This is a genomic window from Sinimarinibacterium flocculans, from assembly GCF_003201205.1.
In the GTDB taxonomy this organism is placed as follows: Bacteria; Pseudomonadota; Gammaproteobacteria; order Nevskiales; family Nevskiaceae; genus Solimonas; species Solimonas flocculans.
On the sequence record NZ_QICN01000007.1, the window covers coordinates 1 to 21,852 of the forward strand.

Below are 21,852 nucleotides of genomic sequence, written 5' to 3' on the forward strand. Positions count from 1 at the left end.
CCACCATCGACAGCCGCCAAGCTCCGCACAGCGGAGACTGAATCCATCGCTTGAGAATCAAGCGACCACCTGTCCGTGAGAGCGGGTCAACTCCATCCCATCTTTGACTTACATCTCTGAGCACTTCAGGCCAAAGAGCACCACCGCGCACGTGAGCCGAGGCCACGACGACCGCGCGCGCGCAAGCTTCTGACAACTCCTCATCGTCCATGTCTATCTCCATTTGTTGGCGGCGGGTGCCGCCTGAGACAGGTACCACGCAGTCAGGCAAAGAGGGCGACGTTGAGCAGCGCACTGGCTCCAGAGCCGTCGGCGATGACCTTTCGGTCGCTTTCAGCCCCTAGCGGAACTTGGGGAATCAAAAATAGCTGCCCGAAAGCGGCCTCCTCGAAGGGTATGTTGCCAACACAAGCAGAGGCTCACGGGCCGCCGGTGATTGATCGGCAAGTTTTGAAATCGCGCTGTGCAGCGAAGTGACATCCCAGTGCGATGTTGCTCCGAGTGATACGGCCGGCGAACGTATCGACCGGTTTTCTAGTGGCTGTCTATCCACGCATTGGACGCACGGCTGGTTTAACGCCCTTCGCCCAATTGTGCCGGCCTGGGTAGCTCGAGCACCATGCCACGGCATCACGTACGGTTTCCGAAAATGGGCGGGGATGCCACCCGAGCTCCCGAGATGCCTTGGAATGGTCCAGCTCTCGAAATACGTTCGACAAGAATATGGCATCGGATCTGACCAGATAGTCCTTCTGTCGCAGCAACTTGAAGATTTGCTCTCCGACCCAAGCCATTGTGTGAGCGACAGCGCGGGGAATGATCAATGGCGGCTTTACGCCGGTCTGTCCTGCAGCAATGGCGCAGAGGTCTCGATTGCTGACGTACTCGTTGGCGAGGATGTAACGCTCGCCAATGCACCCGCGCGTTTCAGCAAGAATCATCGCCTCCGCGACATCCCGAATGTCCACGGTCGGGGCTCCTGCCTCCCACATCACCGGGAACGTGCCACAGGCTAGGTCCCAGATCATCTTTCCTTGAGGTGTCGGCTGATAGTCCTCGGGGCCATAGGTGTTGGCCGCGCATAGCGCAACCCCGGGAAGACCTTTCTCTCGACAGTAGAGCTGGAACAGTCGTTCTGCTTCAACGCGAGAGCGGATATAGGGCGGAGCTCGATCCATCCAATTGAACTCGATGTCCTCGGTAACCGGCCCATCTGGATTCAAGCCCAAGGTTCCCATAGTGCTCGTGAATACGAACCGATCGACGCCGCATGCCAATGCGGCGTCCATGGAGTTCCTCAGTCCGTCAACGTTGTTTCGGAAGAGCGGCGCTGTATCGGTCAGCCAGAATCGTGGATCAACGACGCAGTGGAATATCGTTGAGCAGCCCTGCATCGCAGCACGCAAAGACGCCGGGTCGTGCACGTCACCTAAATATCGCTCGACGGGAAGTCCTGAGAGCGCTTCCTGATTGCTGCTCCTGCGATACAAGACGCGAATCTTTCGGCCCTTGGCGACCAAGAGCCTTGCGGTATGGCTACCCACGAATCCGCTGGCGCCCAAGACCAGTACTGGCCGTTCCGAAAGGTCAGACATCACTACGGTCTACTGTATGGCCGGACATGGACACCTCGTGATCGTCGGCAAGTGCTGAGAGGAAGATCTTGCTATGCAGCGGTGGCAGCAGCATTCAGTCGTCGTGCACCGACCACGGCTAGGCGCATCGCGAGACCCGCGGGGACGAGACCTAGCAAGCCCAGAAACTTCATCCGAACGCCGGTATGACGCCGCCGCGCGATCTGCCAGCCTTCGGCTGTGTGAACGAGTTCATCGTCGTAGTAGCCGATGGTATTCACTCCTCCCCATCCGCCGGGCCCGAGTACAACGGCATCGACATAAGTGCGTGACCGCGCCTGATCCCCTTCAACCGTGATGGCGAAGTTAGTGAGCCGGTGCTGGGATGGTCCCGAGTGTGACATCTGCATGAAGCGCGTCACTGCGTCCCGGCTGCTCCATTGACCCAAGGCTCCGTAATCCAGTTGGCAGTCGTCGGTGAAGCAGGTGCGAAACAGATTCCAGTCGCGTGAGTCGATGCCGGTTGCATAACGGACCAGCACATTTGTGATGTCTTCGACCTGGCTCATGCTTCAGTCCTTGCCCATGATCTTTTCGCTGGCCTTGGACATGAGGCCAACCACGAAATTCCGGGAAAACGGGTAGAGAAACCGCAGACCCCACCGCATCGTTTTGTTTGCGAGGCGAATCGGACCCTTCTCAAGATGGGCGATTGCGTCATTAACCACATCCTGTGGCGTCTCTGCGCCTTTGACCGGTTCATCCAGACTGCGAGCGAGCCCGCGTTCATATCGCAGGCGTCGGAGCGCCGGCGTGTCGGTCTCCCCAAGGATCAATCCAAGGACGTCGACACCCTTGGGTTTGAGCTCGCACCACAGCGCTTCGGCGAAAACCATATCGAAGGCTTTGGTCGCGCAGTACGCGACCATTTTCCCGGTTCCGGCGAACCCTGCCCCAGATCCGAAGATCACGGTGGCGCCACGACCGCGCTGAACCATCGGTCCGCAGAGGTGATGACTGAGCTGCATCAGCACCGTGCAGTTTCTATGCACCATCGCTTCAGCCACCTCTAGGGGTGACGACAGGAAGGGCTTGAAGTTCGAATCAGCGCCTGCGCAATAAACAAAAAAACCAATCTCAAGGTCGCTGACCTCGGCCGCTATCCGTGTGGCGGCGTCCGCAGTTGCCAAGTCCAGCGCGACGATGCGAGTCCGAACTCCGTGCCGGCTTTCGATTGCGCTTGAGACCTCATCGAGCGCACTCCTGCGCCGAGCCAGCAGGACGACGTTCAGGCCGCGACTGGCGAGGGTTTCGGCGAACGCTCGACCCACCCCTTCGGAGGCCCCTGCGACCAGCGCCCAGGGTCCATATCGCTCTGCAAATGAATGCTGCGGCATTTATTCTCTTAATTATTAGAGATACAATATTGTATAAGTAAACGGTACATGAAGAATTTGGAGATGGTCAATGCGCGGCGCACCATCTGGCCCTACGGGCCGAGCCCTCGATGTAATGGAATTGCTCGGTAGGGAGCCGACGGCCCGTCTGCGTTACGTCGACATTGTTCAGGCGCTGGGTCTCAATCAAGGCACGGCCCATTCGATCCTCAAGACCCTGTCCGATCGCGGCTGGGTCGCCCGCGATCCCGTCGACAAGACGTTTGCGCTCGGCCCTGCGCTTGCTGCACTCGCAAAGAAGGCCGACAAGGCCCGGCCGCTCGTGAGTGCGGCACGCCTCGTTGCCCGAGATCTCGCGGAAGAGTTGGGCTTCGCCACCTCGGTCATCGAACTGGTCGGGAACGAGTTGCTGGTTCTGGATTTCTATCGCACCGAGAAGTCAGTGCCCGCGCCGCCGCCTGGCCTGAAAGTGCCTTACGCGCCGCCGTACGGAACCGCGTTCGCAGCAGTAGCGACGGCAGAAGAGCGCAAGGCCTGGCTCGCGCGCCGTGCGACACCGAGCAAGGCTGTTGGCAAGGCACTCGAACGCGCGCTGGAACTCTCGCGGGAGCGGGGCTACGACGTCGACTGGACGACACCTGCAGTTGCTCAGCTAACGACGCTGGTCGGGTCGATGGATGAATTGCATCCGACCTTGCTGGCCGCAATGGATCAGATTCTGCTGGAGTACACCGCACCGTCATTCGAGGAATCCGGCGCCAATCGGCCGGTGACGTCCATCACCGCACCTGTTCTCGGTATCGGCGGCCATGCCCGGCTGGGTATTGCCATTCATCCGATAAGCCGGATTCCAGCGCGCAGAATCCAGGCTTGTGGACGTCGCTTGGCAGAGGTGACTGGAAAAATCGGTACCCCAGCGGCCTCGGGTTGACACTCGACCGGAAGCCCGCCTTAAATGTTTTTCTGTCATTGCGACAGTCTTAATTATTCAAGGTATTGGGGTTTTCGAAGATGCGTGCGTTATCCATCAGAGACGGCAAGCTAGCGATCCGCGACGTCGCCAAGCCAGTGCCCGGGAGTGGGCAGATTCTGGTGCGGACGCTCGCGTGCGCCATCTGCGCGTCCGATCACCACCATTTCGATCATCCTGAGTTGGCTCGCAACGACAGGACCGGATTGCGCGTCGACTCACCGGAACACGATGTCGTCATGGGCCATGAGTACTGCGCCGAAGTGGTGGAGTACGGCCCGGACACCGACAAGGCCTGGCCCGTCGGCACGCGGGTTACCGGCATCCCGGTACTGATGATGCCCACCGGGCAGACCCGCATCATTGGTTACGCCCCGGATGCCCCAGGTGGCTACGGTGAATACTTTCTGATGAACGAGTTTTTTGCGAGGCCCGTTCCGAACGACATTCCCGTCGAGATCATCGCCGTGAACGACGCAATGGCCGTCGGCTGGTACTTCTCGCGCGTCGGTACCGAGGCATTCGCGGGCAAACCCTCCGTTCCTCTGGTGATCGGTCTTGGTGCGATCGGTATGTCGATTGTCATTGGACTCAAGCAGCGCGGCGCAGGTCCGATCGTCGCGGCCGACTTTTCCGAAAGCCGCCGCAAGCTGGCTCTGGAGTTTGGCGCCGATGTTGTCGTCGATCCCGCGGTGGAATCCCCCTATGCGGCATGGCGCCGCGTCGCCTGGGGTTCACCCGACGAAGTGCACGACTACGTGCTCATGTCCTCGATGACCAAGCAGGTCGTCTACGAATGTGCCGGTAAAGAAGGCGTGCTCGGCGATGTACTCAACAACTGCGCTTTCGGCGCGCGTGTATTCAGTGCCGGAGGCCCGAACGTAGATAGCATCCCGACAGTTGCGGCCCATCTGAAGGGCATCAACATCCAATTCGGTGGCGGCCCGCAACTTGCGGACTGGTACGAATCTCTCGACCTCGTCGTCAAGGGCAAGATCAACCTGACGCGCTTTGTCGGCGAGACAGTCACGCTCGATCAGCTTCCGGATGCGTTCGATCGCGCGCGGCGCGACAGCAGCTCCGTCCGCATCGTCTACAAGGCCTGATCATGAGCGAAGCAGAACTCTACACTCGGCAGTCGACGCTGCTTGTGCTGTCCCGCACCCGCACCGGCAGGCTCGTTCGGCGGCTGGTCGCGATGCAGGCCAGGAAGGAAGCACGCACCAAGGAAGAGGCTCGCCTCTTCGCGGGTGCGACGGGCTATCTGACGCTTGAGAAGATGGTAATGGTGAGCAACGGCAAGTTGCCATGGGCGGTAGCCGATTCCGTGCTCGACTTTGCCAACGGCCACCCTAGGCGCGTGTTTTCGCGAATCGCTGATGCGGTTCGAGGCCGCTTCGGCAAGACCCGCAAATGAGCGCGACGTGACGACCTGTGAACATTGCATCGGTCCATCTATCGATCGACGAGATGAGGCAATTCAAGTCCGCCTATGGAGAATGGGCTCTCGTCACGGGAGCGTCGTCCGGCATCGGCGAAGCCTTCGGCCACGCTATAGCGTTCATCCATCGGCAGGTGAAAGCGGACGCTCGTGGCGGTCCTCTTCTGGCACGTCGGCGCCCCTAGCTCAGACCGCGTTCTCGATAGCACCCATCGCGCGGCATGAGGTAAGTTACCGCTTGGGACGATATTGGGACGTTATTCGTTGTCGGCAGTTACTTGCAGTGGTCTAGTGCCGAATCTCGATCAGCATAATCAATGAGTTAGGTGGCAACGACGAATCGGTGCCATTTTGAAAATCCCCGTGTCGGCGGTTCGATTCCGTCCCCGGCCACCATCAAGATCAGCCTCCACCGTACATTGCCTTCGGCGATAGACCCCTATTAGGTCGTCGGGCCTTCGTCGCTACGGGCTGGCCGATTCGGCAAGGGCTTGCTGGCATTCAGCGTGCAGACCGATCCCGCTCAGTTTCGCGTGCAGGGCGGCGCGGATCATTGCGGCAAGCTGCGCGGCGGCCTCGGCAACCGGGAGACCAGCGGGTCGCACGTTGGAGATGCAGTTGCGCTCGCCGTCGTTGCGCCCGAGCTTGGGATCGTAGGTGAGGTAGATGCCGAGGCTGTCGGGCGATGACAGGCCGGGGCGCTCGCCGATGAGGCTCACGGCGATGCGCGCGCCGAGGGCTTCGCCAACTTCGTCCGCGAGCGCGACGCGGGCGCGCGTGGCGATGACGACCGGCGCGATCGCGAGGTCTCGCAGCAGCGGCGCGACAGCGGCCAGCAATGCAGCGGCATGTTCCTGGACGGCGCGCGCCGACAGGCCGTCGCTGATGACGAAGACGACGTCGTACCGCCCTTTGCTCGCCAACAGTTCCGCAGCGTCCTCCGTCCGAAGCCGCCGGCCCCAGTCCGGGCGCGCGAGGTAAGCCTGCTGGCTGCTTGCGCGACTGCACACCCGCAAGGTGTGCCAGCCGCTGCCTTCGAGATCGGTCTTCAGCGCCTCGACGTCGAGCGGGATCAGCACCGCGTCGCGCGCCTGTGCATGCGCGAGCTCGAACGCCAGCGTCTCGCCGGTCGGCAGGCTCGCGCCGCACCGCCCGAGGGCGATGCGCGCCGCCGTGAGCTCGCGCAGCGTCGCCCAGCGGTCTTCAAGCCGCGCGACCGGCGCACTCATCCTGCTGACTCGACCAATGCGGTCAGTGCCGGCAAAACGTCGGTATCCGCCGCATCGCGCAAGCGACCGGAGGCATCGGCGACGCCGACCTTGTCCAGCCAGGCGGCGAACTCGGGGGTGTGCCGAAGGCCGAGGGCACGGCGCAGGAACAGCGCATCGTGGAACGAGGTGGACTGGTAGTTGAGCATGATGTCGTCGGCACCGGGAACGCCCATGATGAAGTTCACGCCGGCGGCACCGAGCATTACCAGCAGCGCATCCATGTCATCCTGGTCGGCCTCGGCATGATTGGTGTAGCAGATGTCCACGCCCATCGGCAGGCCGAGCAGCTTGCCGCAACAGTGGTCTTCGAGCGCGGCGCGCAGGATCTGCTTGCCGTCGTACAGATATTCCGGCCCGATAAAGCCGACGACCGTGTTGACCAGCAGCGGCTCGAACGCTCGTGCGACGGCATACGCCCGCACCTCGCAGGTCTGCTGGTCGACGCCGTGATGCGCATCGGCCGACAGCGCGCTGCCCTGCCCCGTCTCGAAGTACATGACGTTGTTGCCGAGCGTGCCGCGCCCGAGCCCCAGCGCGGCGTCGCGCGCCTGCCGCAGCAGCGCAAGGTCGATGCCGAAGCTCTTGTTGACGGCCTCGGTGCCGCCGATGGACTGGAACACGAGGTCGACCGGCACACCGGCCTCGATCGCGTCGATCTGCCGCGTGACGTGCGTGAGCACGCAGGACTGCGTGGGAATTTCGAAGCGCGCGATCAGCGTGTCGAGCATCGACCAGAGCGCAGCGAGGCGCGCGGGATCATCGCCTGCCGGATTGATGCCGATGACTGCATCGCCCGCGCCGTACATCAGTCCATCCAGCGTGCTGGCCATGATGCCGCGCGGATCGTCGGTCGGGTGGTTCGGCTGCAGGCGCACGGCCAGATGCCCGGGCAGGCCGATCGTGCTGCGAAAGCGGGTCACGACGTGGCACTTGCGCGCGACGAGAATCAGGTCCTGGTTGCGCATGAGCTTGGACACCGCGGCGACCATCTCCGGCGTCAGCCCGGGCGCCAAGTCGCGCAGAACCTCGGGCGTCGCCTGGTCGGACAGCAGCCAGTCGCGGAACGCACCGACGGTCAGCGCCGCCACCGGAGCAAAGCGTGCGGCATCGTGCGTGTCGACGATCAGCCGCGTGACCTCGTCGTCCTCGTAGGGAATCAGGGCCTCGTCGAGAAAGCGCGCGAGCGGCACGTCCGCCAGCGCGAGCTTCGCCGCCACGCGCTCCTCGCGCGTCGCGGCGGCGAGTCCGGCGAGCTGGTCGCCCGAGCGCAGCGGCGAAGCCTTCGCCATCAGGGTTCGCAGGTCCGCAAACCCGTAGCGGCGCGATCCGATGGTCGTGGCGTAGCTCATCGCCACACCGTTACTAGTACCACTGCGCCTGCAGCGACAGCGACACGCTGCGCAGCGGAATCTGCTGGGCGATGTAGGTCCGGCTGTAGACGCTGTGGTCCATCACGAGGTCGAGCGCGCGCTCGTCGGTGAGATTGCGACCGGCCAGCACCAGCGACCAGGTGCCGTCGTTACGTCCGAGCACGACGCGGCTGCCGAGCAGCAGATAGACCGATTGGAAACTGCGCGGATCGAGATCGGTCGCGGAGTACTGTTCGCCGCGGTAGCTCAGGTCGACGCCGATCTGGATGCCCAGGTCGCGACCGAACGGAAACGGCAGGCTCACCAGCGGCGAGACCGAGGCCGTCACCTCGGGCGCATTGGCCAGCGAGCGCCCGGACAGGTCCTGCACGTCCATGTCCTGTTCCTGCTGATCCTCCGTCGGCGGCGCGTTGGTGTAGCGCAGATACTTGGCCTCGCTGAGCGCCAGCGTCGCGTCCACGGCGAGCCACGCCCACGGCGACAGCCAGCGCAGGTCCAGCTCGGCACCCTGCAGCCGCGCTTCGGCAGCGTTGCGCACCTGGAACGAGAAGCCGGTGAAATCGACGACCTGCAACTCGTCGATGTCGCTGCGGTACAGCGCGAGGTTGAGCATCAGCGAGCCGTCGAGCAGACGGCTCTTGAGGCCCGCCTCCCAGCTCTGCGCGCGCTCGGCCTCGAACTCCAGGTTGTCCTGCGTCTCGGCGGTCGCGTTGAAGCCGCCGCCCTTGTAGCCGCGCGTCCAGGTGACGTAGCTGTTGATCGACGGCGTCCACGCGTACTGCAGGCCGAGCTTGGGCGACAGGTCGTCCTCGCGGCGCTCGCGCTGCGCCATGAAGGTGTCGGCACCCACGACGAGCCCGACCAGCCCGAGGCCGGTGGTCTGCACGTCGAACCGCGCGGTCTTGCGATCCTCACCCCAGCGCAGGCCGGCGATCACGCTCCAGTGGCCGAAGACGTTCCAGTCGAGCTGCCCGAAGAGGCCGACGCTCTCGGTGTCCTGCTCGAAACCGCGCAGCAGCGCATCCTCGATCGGCGTGCCCGGCAGCGGCGGCAGCAGGTTGAGCAGATCGTCGATGCCGCCGGGCAGCGAGGCGCCCAGGGCATCGAGCCCGGCCGGCGTGAGCGCGAACGGCACCAGGTCGGCGCCGGCGTGGGTATCGAGATGGCTGCTCAGATCGGAGCGCAATCCGAAGACGCCGACGACCAGGCCGACGTCGCCGCCGAAGCCGAACAGGCTGCCGGCCTGCGCCGCCGCCCGCAGCTCCAGCGAGTCCTGCGCGTAATCGACGCCGAAGTCGGTGACGATCACGTCGGCCGGCGAGGCGTCGATGTCGATCAGCGTCGCCAGATCGAAGGCGGCGTGGCCGACGACGCCCGTCACCACGACGCCGTCGAGACCGAGCAGGGTCCCGGCCTCGTAGTCGGCGCGCAGCCGCGACAGGTCCGAACGCCGATCGACGTAGCCGGGCCGATCGAAGCTGGCCTGCGCGTCGAGCGGATCGTCCTCGACCTCCGGGTCGTAGTTGCGTGCAAAGTCCAGCGCGTTGTCATCGGCGTCGTAGAGCTGCCACGGCGCGTAGTCGACGTGAGTGTCCGAGATCTGCGACGACAGCGAGACCGTCCAGGGACTTGCGGGCGCTACCTGCAGCTTGATGCGCCCTGCCCGCTGGCGCAGCGCGCCTTCGTCACGACGCAGCCGGGTGTTGTCGACATCGCCGGCCCGGTCCCAGTACACGCCGGAGACACGGGCGGCGAAGCTGTCGGACAGCGGGATGCTCAACCCCGCCTCGGCGCGGGACTCGCGCGGATCACCGACGGTCGCCAGCAGCCGGCCGCTCCAGAAATCCTCCGGCTCATACGAGGCGAAGGTGATCACGCCGGCGATGGTGTTCTTGCCGAACAGCGTGCCCTGCGAACCGCGCAACACCTCGATGCGCTCGATGTCGAACATCCCGTCCGGGATGAACTCCGGGCGCCCCAGTGCGACGTCGTCCATCACCAGGCCGACCGCCGGCTCGAAGCCGACGTTGTCGGTCTCGGTCGAGAAGCCGCGGATGCCGATGACCGGCGCCTGCGGATCGAGGTCGATCTCGATGTTGGCCACCAGCTCCTCCAGCCCGGCGGCATCGAAGCGCCCGGACTGCTGCAGGCTGTCGCCGTCGATCGCACTCACCGACACCGGCACGTCCTGCAGGCTCTGCGCCGTCTTCTGCGCAGTGACGACGATCTCCTCGAGCGCGCGCGGGGCAGCCGGCTTGGCCACCGGCTCGCCGCCTGCCGACGCTTCGATCGGCACCACCGGCACGGTGGGCAGCAATGGATCGAGAGGGTCTTGCGGCACCTGCGCGGCCGCCATCCGAGACACGAGAAGCGCTGCCAGCGTCGCGACACTCAGGCAGCGTCGGTGTCGGGTCACGAGGTGGCGCATGGGCTCGATGGAGGATCGCTGGCGGGGACCGCGCGATTGTCCAACAAGAATCGCGCCGACGGACAGTCGGAACGATTGCAACCGACCGTCCTTGAACCGCGCGCGCCGGCGAAGACGTTCGCCCCGGCTCAGGAGCCAGCCGGGGCCGCGGCGTCAGGCTCCGGGAAAAACGTCTCCGACCAGTTTGTTGCGGGCGACAACTGCAGAAGGATGGGAACAACGGGCGACACCGCAGCAAACGTACGTGCATCAAACTGCCATCGAAGGCTGGCAGAAGAGCGGACCGGCCCTCGTCGATCCGGGCACCGAGCCGCTGGAACGCGGTCCAAGCAATAGCCGCCCTGACGCCACGCCCCAGGTCCGCGACCTGAGGGCCGGCGGCGGGGAGGCCTCCTTGCCGGGCCGTTCCCGGCTCGACAACGTCCGGTTGGAGACTCAAGCATGGTGATCGAACTCGTCCGCAATCGCAGCATCGAACCCAGGATCAACCAGGACCTCGTCACGATGCTGCGCGAAGTCCTGAGAATGGCGGAGGCCGGCGAGCTGCAGGCCGCCGCGGTGGCCTACGTGCAGGCCAACGTGCCGATGATCTGTTACGAGGCCGACGGCCACGAGGCCGACATTGCCTGCGCCGCCCGCCAGATCGAGGAAGAGATGCGCAGCGTCATCTTCGACGATGCCGATACCGCGTGAGCGGTGCGGTCATCAGACGCCACGAAGCACGCGTCCGGCGGCGGGTGCGCTACTCCACCGTGACGCTCTTGGCGAGGTTGCGCGGCTGGTCGACGTCGGTGCCGCGCAGGACGGCCACGTGGTAGCTGAGTAACTGCAGCGGAATCGTGTAGACCAGTGGTGCCTGCAGCGGCTCGATGTGGTCCGGCATGGTGATGACGTCGACGCCTTCACTCGGCTCGATGCCGGTGTTCGGGTCGGCGAAGACGAACAGGCGACCGCCGCGGGCGCGCACTTCCTGCAGGTTGGACTTGAGCTTCTCGAGCAGGGTGTTGTTCGGCGCGACGGCGATCACCGGCATGTCGTGATCGACCAGCGCCAGCGGACCGTGCTTGAGCTCGCCGGCGGCATAGGCCTCGGCGTGGATGTACGAGATTTCCTTGAGCTTGAGCGCGCCTTCCATGGCGATCGGCCAGGTCGGGCCGCGGCCGAGGAACAGGGCGTGGTGCTTGTCGGAGAACGCCTGGGCCCAGCCGCGGATGGCGGCGTCCAGCTTGAGCGTGTGCTCGACCATCTCCGGAACCTGCCGCATCTGGCGCGTATACAGCGCGACGATGCGCCGGTCGATGCCGCGCCGCTGTGCGATGGCGAGGCCGAGCAGGCCCAGTGCCGCCAGCTGGGTGGTGAACGCCTTGGTGCTGGCGACGCCGACTTCCGGGCCTGCGCGCGTCATCAGCACGAGGTCGGACTCGCGCACCAGCGACGACTCCGGCACGTTGCAGATCGCCGCGGTGGCCACGTAGCCGAGCTTCCGCGCCTCGCGCAGCGCCGCGAGCGTGTCGGCGGTCTCGCCGGACTGCGAGATCGCGAGAAACAGCGTGCCGGGCATCACCACCGGGTTGCGGTAGCGGTATTCGCTGGCGACCTCCACGGTGCAGGGAATGCGTGCGCCCTGCTCCAGGTAGTACCGGGCCACGAGACCGGCGTGATAACTGGTGCCGCAGGCGACGATGTGCACCTGCTGCACCAGCGGCAGCACCTGGGCGGCACGCGGTCCGAAGGCCGCTTCGAGTACGTGGTCGGAAACGATGCGCTCGGACAGCGTGTCAGCAATCGCGCGCGGTTGCTCGTGGATTTCCTTGAGCATGTAGTGCGCGTACTCGCCGCGTTCGACGGCGTCGGCGGACAGGCTGGACTCATGGACGGGCCGCTGCACCGGATGCCCGTCGGCGTCGAAGATCGTGACCGAGTCACGGCGGATGTCGGCAACGTCCCCTTCCTCGAGGAACTGGAAGCGCTTCGTGACCGGCAGCAGGGCCTGGACGTCGGAGGCGACGTAGTTCGCGCCCTCGGCGAGGCCGACGACCAGCGGGCTGGCAATGCGCGCGACGACGATGCGATCCGGCTGCTGCGCATCGAACACGACGATGGCGTAGGCGCCGGTGAGCCGCCGCACCGCCTGCTGCACGGCCGCGGTCAGGTCGAGTCCCAGCTTGACGTGGTCGTGCACCAGATGCGCGATGACCTCGGTATCGGTTTCCGATGCGAAGGCATAACCCTTGGCGACGAGCTCCGACCTGAGCTCGACGTAGTTCTCGATGATGCCGTTGTGGATCAGCGCGATGCGGTCGCCGGAAACGTGCGGGTGGGCGTTGGCCTCGGTGACGCCACCGTGCGTCGCCCAGCGCGAATGGGCGATGCCGATCGGCCCGACGCAGGGTGCCGCGTCCAGACGCTGCTGCAGCATCGCCACCTTGCCGACGGCGCGACGCAGACACAGGGTCCCGGCCTGCGGCGCGACGGCCACGCCGGTGGAGTCGTACCCGCGGTATTCGAGGCGACGCAGGCCCTCGACGAGGACCGGACTGACATCCTGCGGCGCGATCGCACCGACGATTCCGCACATGGGCCGGGGTACCGGGCTGAGGAAGTGACGCCATTTTAAGGCGCCCGGACGCCCGGCGCGCCGCGGGTGGGTGACCGGTCACATTCACGCGCTATGATCGTGGCCAAGCCAGCCCGGAGCGAGCCCCATGGTCAAGATGACCGTCAACGGCGTCGAGCGCACGCACGAAGGCGATCCCTCGATGCCCCTGCTGTGGTTCCTGCGCGACGAAGCGCAGCTCACCGGCACCAAGTACGGCTGCGGCATGTCGCTGTGCGGGGCCTGTACGGTGCACATGGACGGTCAGGCCGTCCGCTCCTGCACGATGCCGGTCGCCGCCGTGGCCGGCAAGGCCATCACCACGATCGAAGGCGTGGGAACCGACAAGGTCGGCAAGGCTGTGCAGACCGCCTGGCGCGAGCACGACGTGGTGCAGTGCGGCTACTGCCAGTCGGGGCAGATCATGTCCGCCATCGCCCTGTTGCAATCGAACGCGACACCGAGCGACGCCGATATCGACACCGCAATGAACGGCAACGTCTGCCGCTGCGCGACCTATGTCCGCATCCGCAGTGCGATCCACAGCGCCGCCAGGGCGCTGAAGGCCTGACGGAGGAACGCCCATGTATCTCACCCGTCGTTTCGCCGCCCAGCCTCTGCTTCCGGCCGGCCTGCTGCCGGCACCGGTTCCGCTCAGCCGTCGCGGCTTTCTTCAGGGCGCCGGCGGTCTGGTCCTGGGCGTCTCGTTCATGCCGCTCGCGGCTGCCGACGACCCGGCGATCCCGGGCGATGCCGGCAGCGGCGTTGCGCCCGAGACAACCATCGAACCCCAGGCCTTCGTGCACATCGGCACCGACGGCCGCGTGACCGTCTACGCCAAACACCTCGAAATGGGCCAGGGCAGCTATACCGGCCTGGCAACGCTGGTCGCCGAGGAACTCGACGCCGACTGGAGCCAGGTGCGCGTCGAAGGCGCCCCCGCCGACGCGAAGCGCTACGCCAACACGCTGCTGGGCGTCCAGGGCACCGGCGGCAGCACCGCGATGGCCAATGCGCACCGGCAGATGCGGGAAGCCGGCGCGGCTGCGCGCGCGATGCTGGTCGCCGCGGCAGCGCAACGCTGGGGCGTGCCGGCCGGGCAGATCACGGTCGACAACGGCCGCGTGCTGCACGCGCCCTCGAAGCACAACGTGGGTTTCGGCGAGCTGGCCGAGGACGCGGCGAAGCAGCCGGTTCCCAGGACGTTGACGCTCAAGACGCCGGACGCATTCAGGCTCATCGGCAAGACCACGCCGCGCCGCGTCGACAGCGCCGGCAAGACCGACGGCAGCGCGCAGTTCACGCAGGACGTGCAGCTGCCCGACATGCTCGTCGCCGTCGTGGCGCATCCGCCGCGCTTCGGTGCGACGCCGAAGTCCTTCGACGCCGCCAAGGCCAAGGCGATCGACGGCGTCGTCGATGTCCTCGAGTACGAAGGGGGACATGGCCGCTTCGGCGGAGTGGCCGTACTGTCGCGCAACACCTGGATCGCCAAGCAGGGCCGCGACGCACTGACGGTGGAATGGGACGAGTCGAAGGCCATGAAGGACGGCAGCGACGCCCTCATGGCGCGCTTCCGCACGCTGGCCGATTCCGCCGGCACGGTCGCGCGCCAGAGCGGCGATGCCGACGCGGCGCTCGCGAAAGCCGACAAGCGCATCGAGGCGGACTACGAGTTCCCCTATCTCGCGCACGCCTCGATGGAGCCGATGAACTGCGTGGTCTCGCTGGGCGAGCGTTCCTGCGAGATCTGGAACGGCGAACAGTTCCAGACCATCGACCAGGCCGGCGCCGCGGCGCTGCTCGGCCTGCAGCCCGAGCAGGTGGTGATTCACCAGCTGTACGCCGGCGGCAGCTTCGGCCGGCGTGCCAATCCGCATGCCGATTTCGTGCTCGAAGCGGTGTCGATCGCCAAGGCCGCACGCAAGCAGGGCCACAAGGGCCCGGTCAAGCTGGTGTGGACCCGCGAGGAAGACACCCGCGCCGGCTACTACCGTCCGATGGCGCTGCACCGCGTGCGTGCCGCGATCGGCAAGGACGGCCGGCCGGCGGCCTGGCACCACCGCGTCGTCACCGAGTCGATCATGGCCGGAACGCCGTTCGCCGAGTTCGGCATCCGCGACGGCATCGACAGCTCGTCGCTGGAAGGCGTCATCGAGCCCTACGAGATCCCGAACCTGTACCTGGACCTGCACTCCCCCGACACCGGCGTGCCGGTGCAGTGGTGGCGGTCGGTGGGGCATACGCACACCGGCTACGTCACCGAGGTCGTCGTCGACGAGCTCGCCTACGCGGCGGGACAGGATCCGGTCGCCTATCGCCGCAAGCTGCTCAAGGATCATCCGCGTCATCTGGCAGTACTGGAACTCGCGGCCGCGAAAGCGGGCTGGGACACGCCGCTGAAAGCGGCGGCCGGCGAGAAGCGCGGCCGCGGCGTGGCCGTGGTCAAATCCTTCAACAGCTACGTTGCCGAGGTCGCCGAAGTGACGGTCAAGGCCGACGGCAGCCTGAAGGTGGACCGGGTCGTCTGTGCGGTGGACTGCGGCCTGGCGATCAACCCGGACGTGATCCGCGCACAGATGGAGGGCGGCATCGGCTTCGGGCTCGCCGCGATGCTGCACAGCCAGGTGACGCTCAAGGACGGCGTGGTCGAGCAATCCAACTTCCACAACTACCCGATGCTGCGTATCGGCGAGATGCCGCAGGTGGAAGTGCACATCGTCGCGTCCGCCGAGCCGCCGACGGGCGTCGGCGAGCCGGGTACGCCGCCGCTGGCACCGGCCGTCGCCAACGCGATCTTCGCGGCCACGGCAAAGCGCATCCGCCGGCTGCCGCTGGGCGACCAGCTCAAGGCCTGAGGCCGGCGCTACCGCCGCAGGCCAGCGTCGCGGCGCCGGGCGTCATCCCCGGCGCGCGTCACGCCGTGTACGCTGAGGCGATACCCGTACGCCCCGTCGCATGAACACGCCCGAGGAATTCGCCGCCCTCCATACCGGAGCGCACCGCCTGGCCGCAACCGGCGGCGGCGCGGTCGCGACCCTGCTGCGCACGCGCGGTCCGGTCTTCCGCCGTGCCGGCACCCGCATGCTGATCGGCCGCGACGGCAGCATCGTCCGTGGCCTGTCCGCCGGCTGTCCCGAGGCCGACCTCGTCGCGCGCGCCCGCGCCCTGTTCGACCGCGGCGGCAGCAGCGTGGTCCGGTACGATCGCGAGAACGGCTACGACGCCCTGCTCGAACTGGGCTGCGGCGGCGAGATGGAAATCCTGGTCGAGACGTTTTCCAGCGCAGACGATCTGCGCTACCTCGACGCCGTCGAAGCGTTGATGCGGCAGCGGCGCAGCGGCTGGCTCGCGACCTGGTTCGCAAGCGACGGCCGGGGCCTGCCCCGGCCACGGCGCCTGCTCTGGGCCGAGGGCACGCTGTTCGACGAAATCGCCGATGACCGGATCGCGACGGCCATCGCCGAGTGGTGTGCGGACGCCAGGGACGGATCGACCCGGGCACAGTCGCTGGACAGCGGGACCCGGCGCGTCGAGGTCCTGTACGAACGCGTGCTGCCGCCGCTGGCGCTCTACGTCGTCGGCGACAACGCCGGGGCGCATGCGCTCGCGGACCTCGGCCGCCGCCTGGGTTGGCAGGTCACGATCGTCACGCACGTCGCCGCCAGCGCGAATCCTCAGCCGCGCAACGACATCGTCTGGTTGCAGGCGCCGCCCGACCGCCTCGCGGGGATGGTGCGGCTCGATGCGCGCAGCGCGGTCGTCGTCATGACGCACAACCTCGAGCGTGATCTCGACTACCTGCGCGGATTGCGGTCGGCGACGCCCGGGTATCTCGGCGCCCTGGGTTCGCGCATACGCGCAGGTCGCATGCGCGCCGCGCTCGGCGACGACGCGCCCCCTCTGTACGCGCCGGCCGGCCTGGACATCGGATCGGAAACGCCGGAGGAAATCGCGCTGGCGATCGCGGCCGAGATCCAGGCCGTCCTGCGCGGTCATGCCGGCGGAGCACTGAGCCGGGGCGATGGGCCGATCCACTGAGCCACGGATCGCCGGCGTTCTGCTGGCGGCCGGTGCCGCGCGCCGCTTCGGGCGCCCCAAGCAGCTCGCCGTCGTCGACGGCGTCACCCTCGTACGGCGCAGCGCCCAGGCCGTGCTCGACGCCGGCCTGCCGCTGCTGGTGGTCACCGGCGCGCATGCCGAGGCGGTGCTGGAGGCACTGCAGGGTCTCCCCTTCGAGCACTGCCACAACGGCGACTGGGCGCAGGGCATGGGGCGGTCGATCGGCGCGGCTTTCGAGAACCTGTTGCCCCGTACGCACGTCGAGGCCGCACTGATCGCACTCTGCGACCAGCCGCGGATTGGCGCCGACGCCCTGCGCCGCCTGCTCGCGGCGCATCAGCGGATGCCTGACGGCATCACCGCGTCCTCTTTCGACGGCATCACCGGTCCGCCCTGCATCTTCGCCCGCCGGGATTTCGCGAGCCTGGCGAGGCTCGACGGCAGCGTCGGCGCCCGCGCCCTCATCGAGGCGCAGGCGGATCGGCTGCAGCGCGTGAACCTGCCGGAAGCCGCCCTCGACATCGACACGCCGGAGCAGTACCGCACGCTGGTCGGTGGCTAGGCCCTAGCGCAGCTGCAGCTTCTGCCGTCGGGGGCCGAGCGTGGCGAGCAGTCCCGCCCAGCCGGGAAACCGGCGCACCAGGTGAAACAGCACCGAGCGGTAGACCTGTCGCCACCAGCGCGGCATGCGCACCTGCTCGTAGTCGACGCGCCGGCACTGGTGCTCGATGGTGTCGATCAGGCGCCCGCGCAGATCGTCGGCCAGCTCGCGGTCCGAGACGAACAGGTTGGCCTCGAGGTTGAGCCAGAGGCTGAGCGGGTCGAGATTGCTGGACCCGATGGTCACGCGGTGCCCGTCGATCACCGCGACCTTCGCGTGCAGCGGCCGCTCGGTGAACTCGTGAATCTCGACGCCGGAGGCGATCAGATATTCGTACAAGGTGCGCGCAGCAAGCTGCGCGTACTTCAGGTCGGGCATGCCCTGCAGGATCAGCCGCACCCTCACGCCGCGTCGTGCCGCCAGTCGCAACTGCCGCAGCAGCCGGTAGCCCGGGAAGAAGTACGCGTTGGCGAGGATGATCTCGTCGCGCGCAGCGCGGATCCACGCCCGGTACATCTGCTCGATGTCGGCGCGGTGGCGCTCGTTGTCGCGGTACACGAAGCGCGCGACGCCGTCCGCACCCGGCGGCTGCAGCCCCGCGCCGTGCGCGCGACGCCAGCGGCGCCACCACGAAGTCCGCGGCGCGCGAGGCGATTCGCCGCAGACGAAGGCATCGCAGAACGCGCGGATCTCGGCGACGACCGGCCCGGTGACGCGCACCGCATAGTCCCGCTTCGAGCGTTCGGAGAACTCGACCTTCTGCCAGTCCTCGAAGTTGATGCCGCCGACGAAGGCGACCTCGTCGTCGATTACCGCGATCTTGCGGTGCAACCGGCGGAACAGGTTGGTTCGCATCCCCATGACCGTGGGCTGCGGGTCGAACACGCGGACCCGCACCCCGGCACTGCGCGGCGCCTCGAGAAAGGCGTCGGTGAGCTGCGGCGATCCGTAGGCGTCGGCGCAGACCTCCACGCGCACACCGCGCCGCGCCGCGTCGATCAATGCGTCACGCAATGCGCGCCCGATCCCGTCATCGTTCCAGATGAAGGTCTCGATCAGCACCGTCTCGCGCGCGCCGCCGATCGCTTCGAGGACTGCGGGGAAGAAGGCCTCGCCGTTCTCCAGCAGGGTGAAACGATGACCGGACAGCCAGGGACTGGTCAGCATGTCTCGACCTCGCACAGCAGCGCCGCGTGATCGGACAGGTGCGACCATGGGCGGCGGGTCAGTACGCGCGTCGAGCGCGGTCGCAGCCCGCGCAGGTAGATACGATCCAGCGACAGCAACGGCCACCTCACCGGAAAGCTGCGCGCGGCGCGCCCGTCACACATGATGAAGGCTTCGGTCATGCGTGCATCGGTGGCGAGCCGGCGATGTGCCCGCTGGCGCCAGTCGTTGAAATCGCCGGCGACGACCAGCGGTTCCCCCGCCGCGGCCACGCGGTTGGCCAGCGCGGCCAGTGCGCCGAGCTGCTGGCGACGGTGCGCCTCGCGCAGTCCCAGGTGGACGCAGATGGCATGCAGCGGCCGCGTCAGCCACGGCACGGCGATGCGACAGTGCAGCAGACCGCGGCGCTCGTGGCGCCCCACGGAGATGTCGTGGTTGTCGTAGGCCTCGATGGGAAAGTGCGACAGCAGTGCGTTGCCGTGATGTCCGTCCTGGTAGACCGCATTGCGACCGTAGGCGTGCGACGTCCAGATCGTGTCGGCCAGGAACTCGTACTGCGGCGCCGGCGGCCAGTTCGCATGCCGCCGTGCATGGCCTGCGTGTTCGCCGATGACTTCCTGCAGGAACACCAGATCGGCGTTCGCCGTGCGGATCGCCTCGCGCAGTTCGTGGAGCACGAACCGCCGGTTGAAGCTGCTGAAGCCCTTGTGCAGGTTGAGGCTGAGGATGCGGAGCGCATGATCCATCGGTTCCGGCCTTGCTGTTGTTGGAGAGGAGCACGGAGTCGGGAGGATGTTGCAGCCTAGCGCGCAGGTGATGAATCCGCGCTGAGTTGTGCATCATGCGCACATGGATTCCCTGCATCTCGCCCGCCGCGTACTGCGGTCCCGCTGGCTGCCGCTCGCCGCGTTGCTCGTGATCGTCTGCGCGCTGGCCGCTGCCTGGCGGTTCACGCCGCTGGGTGACGCCGTCGAACCGCGAGCGCTGGCGCAACGTCTCGAGGCGATCGGTCGCAGCCCGTGGGCGCCGCTGCTGATCTGCGGCCTGTTCATCGCCGCCAACCTGGTGCTGATCTCGAACATGGCGCTGACCACGGCGACGATCCTTGCACTCGGCGGCGTCACGGGCGTGTTCTATGCGTTGCTCGGCAGTCTCGCGGCCGGGCTGGTGGGGTTCTGGATCGGCCGTGGCGTCGGGGCGAAGCGCCTCGAGCGGCTGGACCTGCCGGGCGTCAAGCCGCTGTCGCGGACGCTGCGGAGCAGCGGCCTGCTCGGTGTCACGGTCCTGCGCATGCTGCCGGTTGCGCCCTACGGCATCGTCAACATCGCCATGGGTGCATTCGAGGTGCGCCTGCACTGGTTCGCGATCGGCACCGTCCTCGGCCTGCTGCCGAGTACGTTCGCGGTCGGCATCGTCGGCGATCGTGTGCGCAGCATGCTGAGCGACGGCTTCGACGCCGCGGACGTGGGTGTCGTCATCGCGATCATCGTGGCGCTGGCCGCGGTGATCGCGCTGCTGCGGCGCTGGCTGTCGGCCAGGGCGGCGGCCGGATCGGGCTGAGAGCGCTCAGGCCTTCGGCTTCTTGCGCGGCCGCTGCCAGGACGGATAGGTCTTCTGCTCGCGCGTGCGACAGACCGTCAGGCCACCGGCCGGCACGTCGCGCACGATCGTCGAGCCCGCTCCCACCGTCGCGCCCTTGCCCACGCGCACCGGCGCAACCAGCTGGCTGTCGGAGCCGATGAAGGCATCGTCCTCGATCACCGTCCGGTGCTTGTTGGCGCCGTCGTAGTTGCAGAAGATGGTGCCGGCGCCGATGTTGACGCCGCTGCCGACCTCGCCGTCGCCGAGATACGCGAGGTGGTTGGCCTTGCTGGCACGGCCGACGCGCACGTTCTTGACCTCGACGAAGTTGCCGACATGCACCTCGTCGGCGAGCTGCGCCTGCGGGCGCAGGCGCGCGAACGGGCCGATGCGACAGTCGCGTCCGGCGACGGCGTTTTCCAGCACGCTGTGGGCGTCGACGATGCTGCCGGCGCCGATGCGCACGTCGCGCAGCACGCAGTAGGGGCCGATGTGCACGCCGTCGCCCAGTTCGACGCGGCCCTCGAACACGCAGCCGACATCGACGACGACGTCGCGTCCGTGCACCAGCGTGCCGCGCAGGTCGAAGCGCGACGGATCGGCGAGTGTCAGCCCGGCGCGCAGCAGCGCCTGCGCCTGTGCCGCCTGGTAACGGCGCTCCATGCGCGCGAGCTGCAGGCGATCGTTCGCCCCCTCGACCTCGTCGGCGCTCGCTGCCGTCACCGTGGCGACCTTCAGCCGGTCCTTGACGGCGAGCGCGACGACGTCGGTCAGGTAGAACTCGCCCTTCGCATTGTCGTTGCGGATCTTCGACAACCAGGCGCGCAGGCGCTTCGCCGGTGCGGCGATGAATCCGGTGTTGACCTCGCCGATGCGCTTCTGCCGCACCGTCGCGTCCTTCTCCTCGACGATGCCGGTCACGGCGCCCTGGCGGTTGCGCAGGATGCGTCCGTAGCCGGTCGGATCGGCGAGCTCGACGGTCAGCACGGCGAGGGTGCGGCGACCGGCGTCCAGCAGTGCCTGCAGCGTCGCCGGTGCGATCAGCGGCACGTCGCCGTACATCACCAGCACCACGGCAGCGTCGGGCACCTCCGGCATCGCCTGCTGCACGGCATGTGCCGTGCCCTTCTGCTCGGCCTGATGGGCCCAGCGCACCCGGGCGGCGCCCGCTGCGTCACGTTCGCACCAGGCCCGTACCTGATCGCCGCCGTGGCCGTGGACGATGTGGATCGCCGCCGCGTCCAGCGCCTGCGCGGCATCGAGCACGTGCGCCAGCATCGGCCGCCCGCCGACCGCGTGCAGCACCTTGGGCAGCTCGCTGTTCATCCGCGTGCCTTGCCCGGCGGCGAGCACGATGCAGTGCAGCGGGGCGACGGTCTTAGCCATGAAAGCGG

The 21,852-nt window shown here is 66.9% G+C and carries 19 protein-coding genes; 9 read left to right on the forward strand and 10 right to left on the reverse strand.

The annotated features are described in order from the left end of the window. Window positions 1-545: 545 nt before the first annotated feature. The 3 genes from C8D93_RS12675 to C8D93_RS12685 form a co-directional block, all read right to left on the reverse strand. Window positions 546-1,595 (reverse strand): NAD-dependent epimerase/dehydratase family protein, encoded by a 1,050-nt coding sequence (locus C8D93_RS12675; RefSeq protein WP_110265580.1) that lies wholly within the window; start codon window positions 1,593-1,595, stop codon window positions 546-548. 71 nt (window positions 1,596-1,666) lie between these two features. Beyond that, window positions 1,667-2,143: a nuclear transport factor 2 family protein gene (locus tag C8D93_RS12680; protein WP_110265581.1), complete on the reverse strand. Its 477-nt coding sequence runs from the start codon at window positions 2,141-2,143 to the stop codon at window positions 1,667-1,669. A 3-nt stretch (window positions 2,144-2,146) separates the two neighbouring features. Then, window positions 2,147-2,971: an SDR family NAD(P)-dependent oxidoreductase gene (locus tag C8D93_RS12685; protein ID WP_110265582.1), complete on the reverse strand. Its 825-nt coding sequence runs from the start codon at window positions 2,969-2,971 to the stop codon at window positions 2,147-2,149. A 70-nt stretch (window positions 2,972-3,041) separates the two neighbouring features. Between C8D93_RS12685 and C8D93_RS12690 the strand changes: the two genes are divergently transcribed. From C8D93_RS12690 to C8D93_RS12700, 3 genes are all read left to right on the forward strand, one after another. Beyond that, a complete protein-coding gene (locus tag C8D93_RS12690; RefSeq protein ID WP_110265583.1) occupies window positions 3,042-3,902 on the forward strand; it encodes a helix-turn-helix domain-containing protein in 861 nt (286 codons plus the stop codon). 80 nt (window positions 3,903-3,982) lie between these two features. Beyond that, window positions 3,983-5,047 (forward strand): alcohol dehydrogenase catalytic domain-containing protein, encoded by a 1,065-nt coding sequence (locus tag C8D93_RS12695; protein ID WP_110265584.1) that lies wholly within the window; start codon window positions 3,983-3,985, stop codon window positions 5,045-5,047. Between the two features lie 2 nt (window positions 5,048-5,049). Beyond that, window positions 5,050-5,358 carry a hypothetical protein gene (locus C8D93_RS12700; protein WP_110265585.1) on the forward strand — a complete coding sequence of 103 codons (309 nt, stop codon included), beginning with the start codon at window positions 5,050-5,052 and terminating at the stop codon, window positions 5,356-5,358. A gap of 488 nt (window positions 5,359-5,846) precedes the next feature. Here C8D93_RS12700 and eutC read toward each other — a convergent pair whose 3' ends face one another. The 3 genes from eutC to C8D93_RS12715 are packed head-to-tail and all read right to left on the reverse strand — an operon-like array spanning window position 5,847 to window position 10,364. After that, window positions 5,847-6,611, reverse strand: a complete 765-nt coding sequence (gene eutC / locus C8D93_RS12705) for an ethanolamine ammonia-lyase subunit EutC (RefSeq protein WP_110265586.1) — start codon at window positions 6,609-6,611, stop codon at window positions 5,847-5,849. Beyond that, window positions 6,608-8,002, reverse strand: coding sequence for an ethanolamine ammonia-lyase subunit EutB (locus C8D93_RS12710; protein ID WP_110265587.1), 1,395 nt, complete (start codon window positions 8,000-8,002; stop codon window positions 6,608-6,610). Before C8D93_RS12710 ends, eutC begins: the two co-directional genes overlap by 4 nt. A gap of 13 nt (window positions 8,003-8,015) precedes the next feature. Further along, window positions 8,016-10,364: a TonB-dependent receptor gene (locus tag C8D93_RS12715; RefSeq protein ID WP_170124021.1), complete on the reverse strand. Its 2,349-nt coding sequence runs from the start codon at window positions 10,362-10,364 to the stop codon at window positions 8,016-8,018. 528 nt (window positions 10,365-10,892) lie between these two features. On the opposite strand from C8D93_RS12715, the gene C8D93_RS12720 reads away from it, so the two are divergent. After that, window positions 10,893-11,144, forward strand: a complete 252-nt coding sequence (locus C8D93_RS12720; protein WP_110265589.1) for a hypothetical protein — start codon at window positions 10,893-10,895, stop codon at window positions 11,142-11,144. 49 nt (window positions 11,145-11,193) lie between these two features. On the opposite strand, the gene glmS is transcribed toward C8D93_RS12720, so the two are convergent. After that, entirely contained in the window at window positions 11,194-13,029 is a 1,836-nt protein-coding gene (gene glmS / locus C8D93_RS12725; protein ID WP_110265590.1) for a glutamine--fructose-6-phosphate transaminase (isomerizing), read from the reverse strand. Window positions 13,030-13,156: 127 nt separating this feature from the next. On the opposite strand from glmS, the gene C8D93_RS12730 reads away from it, so the two are divergent. The 4 genes from C8D93_RS12730 (at window position 13,157) to C8D93_RS12745 (ending at window position 17,671) form a co-directional block, all read left to right on the forward strand. Further along, a complete protein-coding gene (locus tag C8D93_RS12730) occupies window positions 13,157-13,618 on the forward strand; it encodes a (2Fe-2S)-binding protein (protein ID WP_110265591.1) in 462 nt (153 codons plus the stop codon). A gap of 13 nt (window positions 13,619-13,631) precedes the next feature. After that, a complete protein-coding gene (locus tag C8D93_RS12735) occupies window positions 13,632-15,905 on the forward strand; it encodes a xanthine dehydrogenase family protein molybdopterin-binding subunit (RefSeq protein WP_110265592.1) in 2,274 nt (757 codons plus the stop codon). Between the two features lie 100 nt (window positions 15,906-16,005). Next, entirely contained in the window at window positions 16,006-17,088 is a 1,083-nt protein-coding gene (locus C8D93_RS12740; protein WP_110265593.1) for an XdhC family protein, read from the forward strand. Continuing rightward, the gene (locus C8D93_RS12745) at window positions 17,072-17,671 is read left to right on the forward strand and encodes a nucleotidyltransferase family protein (protein WP_110265594.1); all 600 of its coding nucleotides are present in this window, start codon (window positions 17,072-17,074) and stop codon (window positions 17,669-17,671) included. Before C8D93_RS12740 ends, C8D93_RS12745 begins: the two co-directional genes overlap by 17 nt. A gap of 3 nt (window positions 17,672-17,674) precedes the next feature. Here C8D93_RS12745 and clsB read toward each other — a convergent pair whose 3' ends face one another. Together clsB and C8D93_RS12755 are read right to left on the reverse strand one after the other, a co-directional pair. Further along, window positions 17,675-18,877 (reverse strand): cardiolipin synthase ClsB, encoded by a 1,203-nt coding sequence (gene clsB / locus C8D93_RS12750; RefSeq protein WP_110265595.1) that lies wholly within the window; start codon window positions 18,875-18,877, stop codon window positions 17,675-17,677. Beyond that, window positions 18,871-19,623 (reverse strand): endonuclease/exonuclease/phosphatase family protein, encoded by a 753-nt coding sequence (locus C8D93_RS12755; protein ID WP_110265596.1) that lies wholly within the window; start codon window positions 19,621-19,623, stop codon window positions 18,871-18,873. The genes clsB and C8D93_RS12755 overlap by 7 nt, the downstream gene beginning before the upstream one ends. Before the next feature lie 103 nt (window positions 19,624-19,726). On the opposite strand from C8D93_RS12755, the gene C8D93_RS12760 reads away from it, so the two are divergent. Further along, the gene (locus tag C8D93_RS12760; protein WP_110265597.1) at window positions 19,727-20,437 is read left to right on the forward strand and encodes a TVP38/TMEM64 family protein; all 711 of its coding nucleotides are present in this window, start codon (window positions 19,727-19,729) and stop codon (window positions 20,435-20,437) included. 6 nt (window positions 20,438-20,443) lie between these two features. Here the strand turns inward: C8D93_RS12760 and glmU are convergent, their stop codons facing one another. Further along, complete coding sequence (glmU, locus tag C8D93_RS12765; RefSeq protein WP_211307327.1) at window positions 20,444-21,844, reverse strand: bifunctional UDP-N-acetylglucosamine diphosphorylase/glucosamine-1-phosphate N-acetyltransferase GlmU; 1,401 nt, start codon at window positions 21,842-21,844, stop codon at window positions 20,444-20,446. Window positions 21,845-21,852 lie beyond the last annotated feature (8 nt).

Coding starts and splice junctions, on each gene's coding strand:
- C8D93_RS12675 (WP_110265580.1), bottom strand. CDS start 1,595: ATGTCTGACCTTTCGGAACGGCCAGTACTGGTCTTGGGCGCCAGCGGA.
- C8D93_RS12680 (WP_110265581.1), bottom strand. CDS start 2,143: ATGAGCCAGGTCGAAGACATCACAAATGTGCTGGTCCGTTATGCAACC.
- C8D93_RS12685 (WP_110265582.1), bottom strand. CDS start 2,971: ATGCCGCAGCATTCATTTGCAGAGCGATATGGACCCTGGGCGCTGGTC.
- C8D93_RS12690 (WP_110265583.1), top strand. CDS start 3,042: ATGCGCGGCGCACCATCTGGCCCTACGGGCCGAGCCCTCGATGTAATG.
- C8D93_RS12695 (WP_110265584.1), top strand. CDS start 3,983: ATGCGTGCGTTATCCATCAGAGACGGCAAGCTAGCGATCCGCGACGTC.
- C8D93_RS12700 (WP_110265585.1), top strand. CDS start 5,050: ATGAGCGAAGCAGAACTCTACACTCGGCAGTCGACGCTGCTTGTGCTG.
- eutC (WP_110265586.1), bottom strand. CDS start 6,611: ATGAGTGCGCCGGTCGCGCGGCTTGAAGACCGCTGGGCGACGCTGCGC.
- C8D93_RS12710 (WP_110265587.1), bottom strand. CDS start 8,002: ATGAGCTACGCCACGACCATCGGATCGCGCCGCTACGGGTTTGCGGAC.
- C8D93_RS12720 (WP_110265589.1), top strand. CDS start 10,893: ATGGTGATCGAACTCGTCCGCAATCGCAGCATCGAACCCAGGATCAAC.
- glmS (WP_110265590.1), bottom strand. CDS start 13,029: ATGTGCGGAATCGTCGGTGCGATCGCGCCGCAGGATGTCAGTCCGGTC.
- C8D93_RS12730 (WP_110265591.1), top strand. CDS start 13,157: ATGGTCAAGATGACCGTCAACGGCGTCGAGCGCACGCACGAAGGCGAT.
- C8D93_RS12735 (WP_110265592.1), top strand. CDS start 13,632: ATGTATCTCACCCGTCGTTTCGCCGCCCAGCCTCTGCTTCCGGCCGGC.
- C8D93_RS12740 (WP_110265593.1), top strand. CDS start 16,006: ATGAACACGCCCGAGGAATTCGCCGCCCTCCATACCGGAGCGCACCGC.
- C8D93_RS12745 (WP_110265594.1), top strand. CDS start 17,072: ATGGGCCGATCCACTGAGCCACGGATCGCCGGCGTTCTGCTGGCGGCC.
- clsB (WP_110265595.1), bottom strand. CDS start 18,877: ATGCTGACCAGTCCCTGGCTGTCCGGTCATCGTTTCACCCTGCTGGAG.
- C8D93_RS12755 (WP_110265596.1), bottom strand. CDS start 19,623: ATGGATCATGCGCTCCGCATCCTCAGCCTCAACCTGCACAAGGGCTTC.
- C8D93_RS12760 (WP_110265597.1), top strand. CDS start 19,727: ATGGATTCCCTGCATCTCGCCCGCCGCGTACTGCGGTCCCGCTGGCTG.
- glmU (WP_211307327.1), bottom strand. CDS start 21,844: ATGGCTAAGACCGTCGCCCCGCTGCACTGCATCGTGCTCGCCGCCGGG.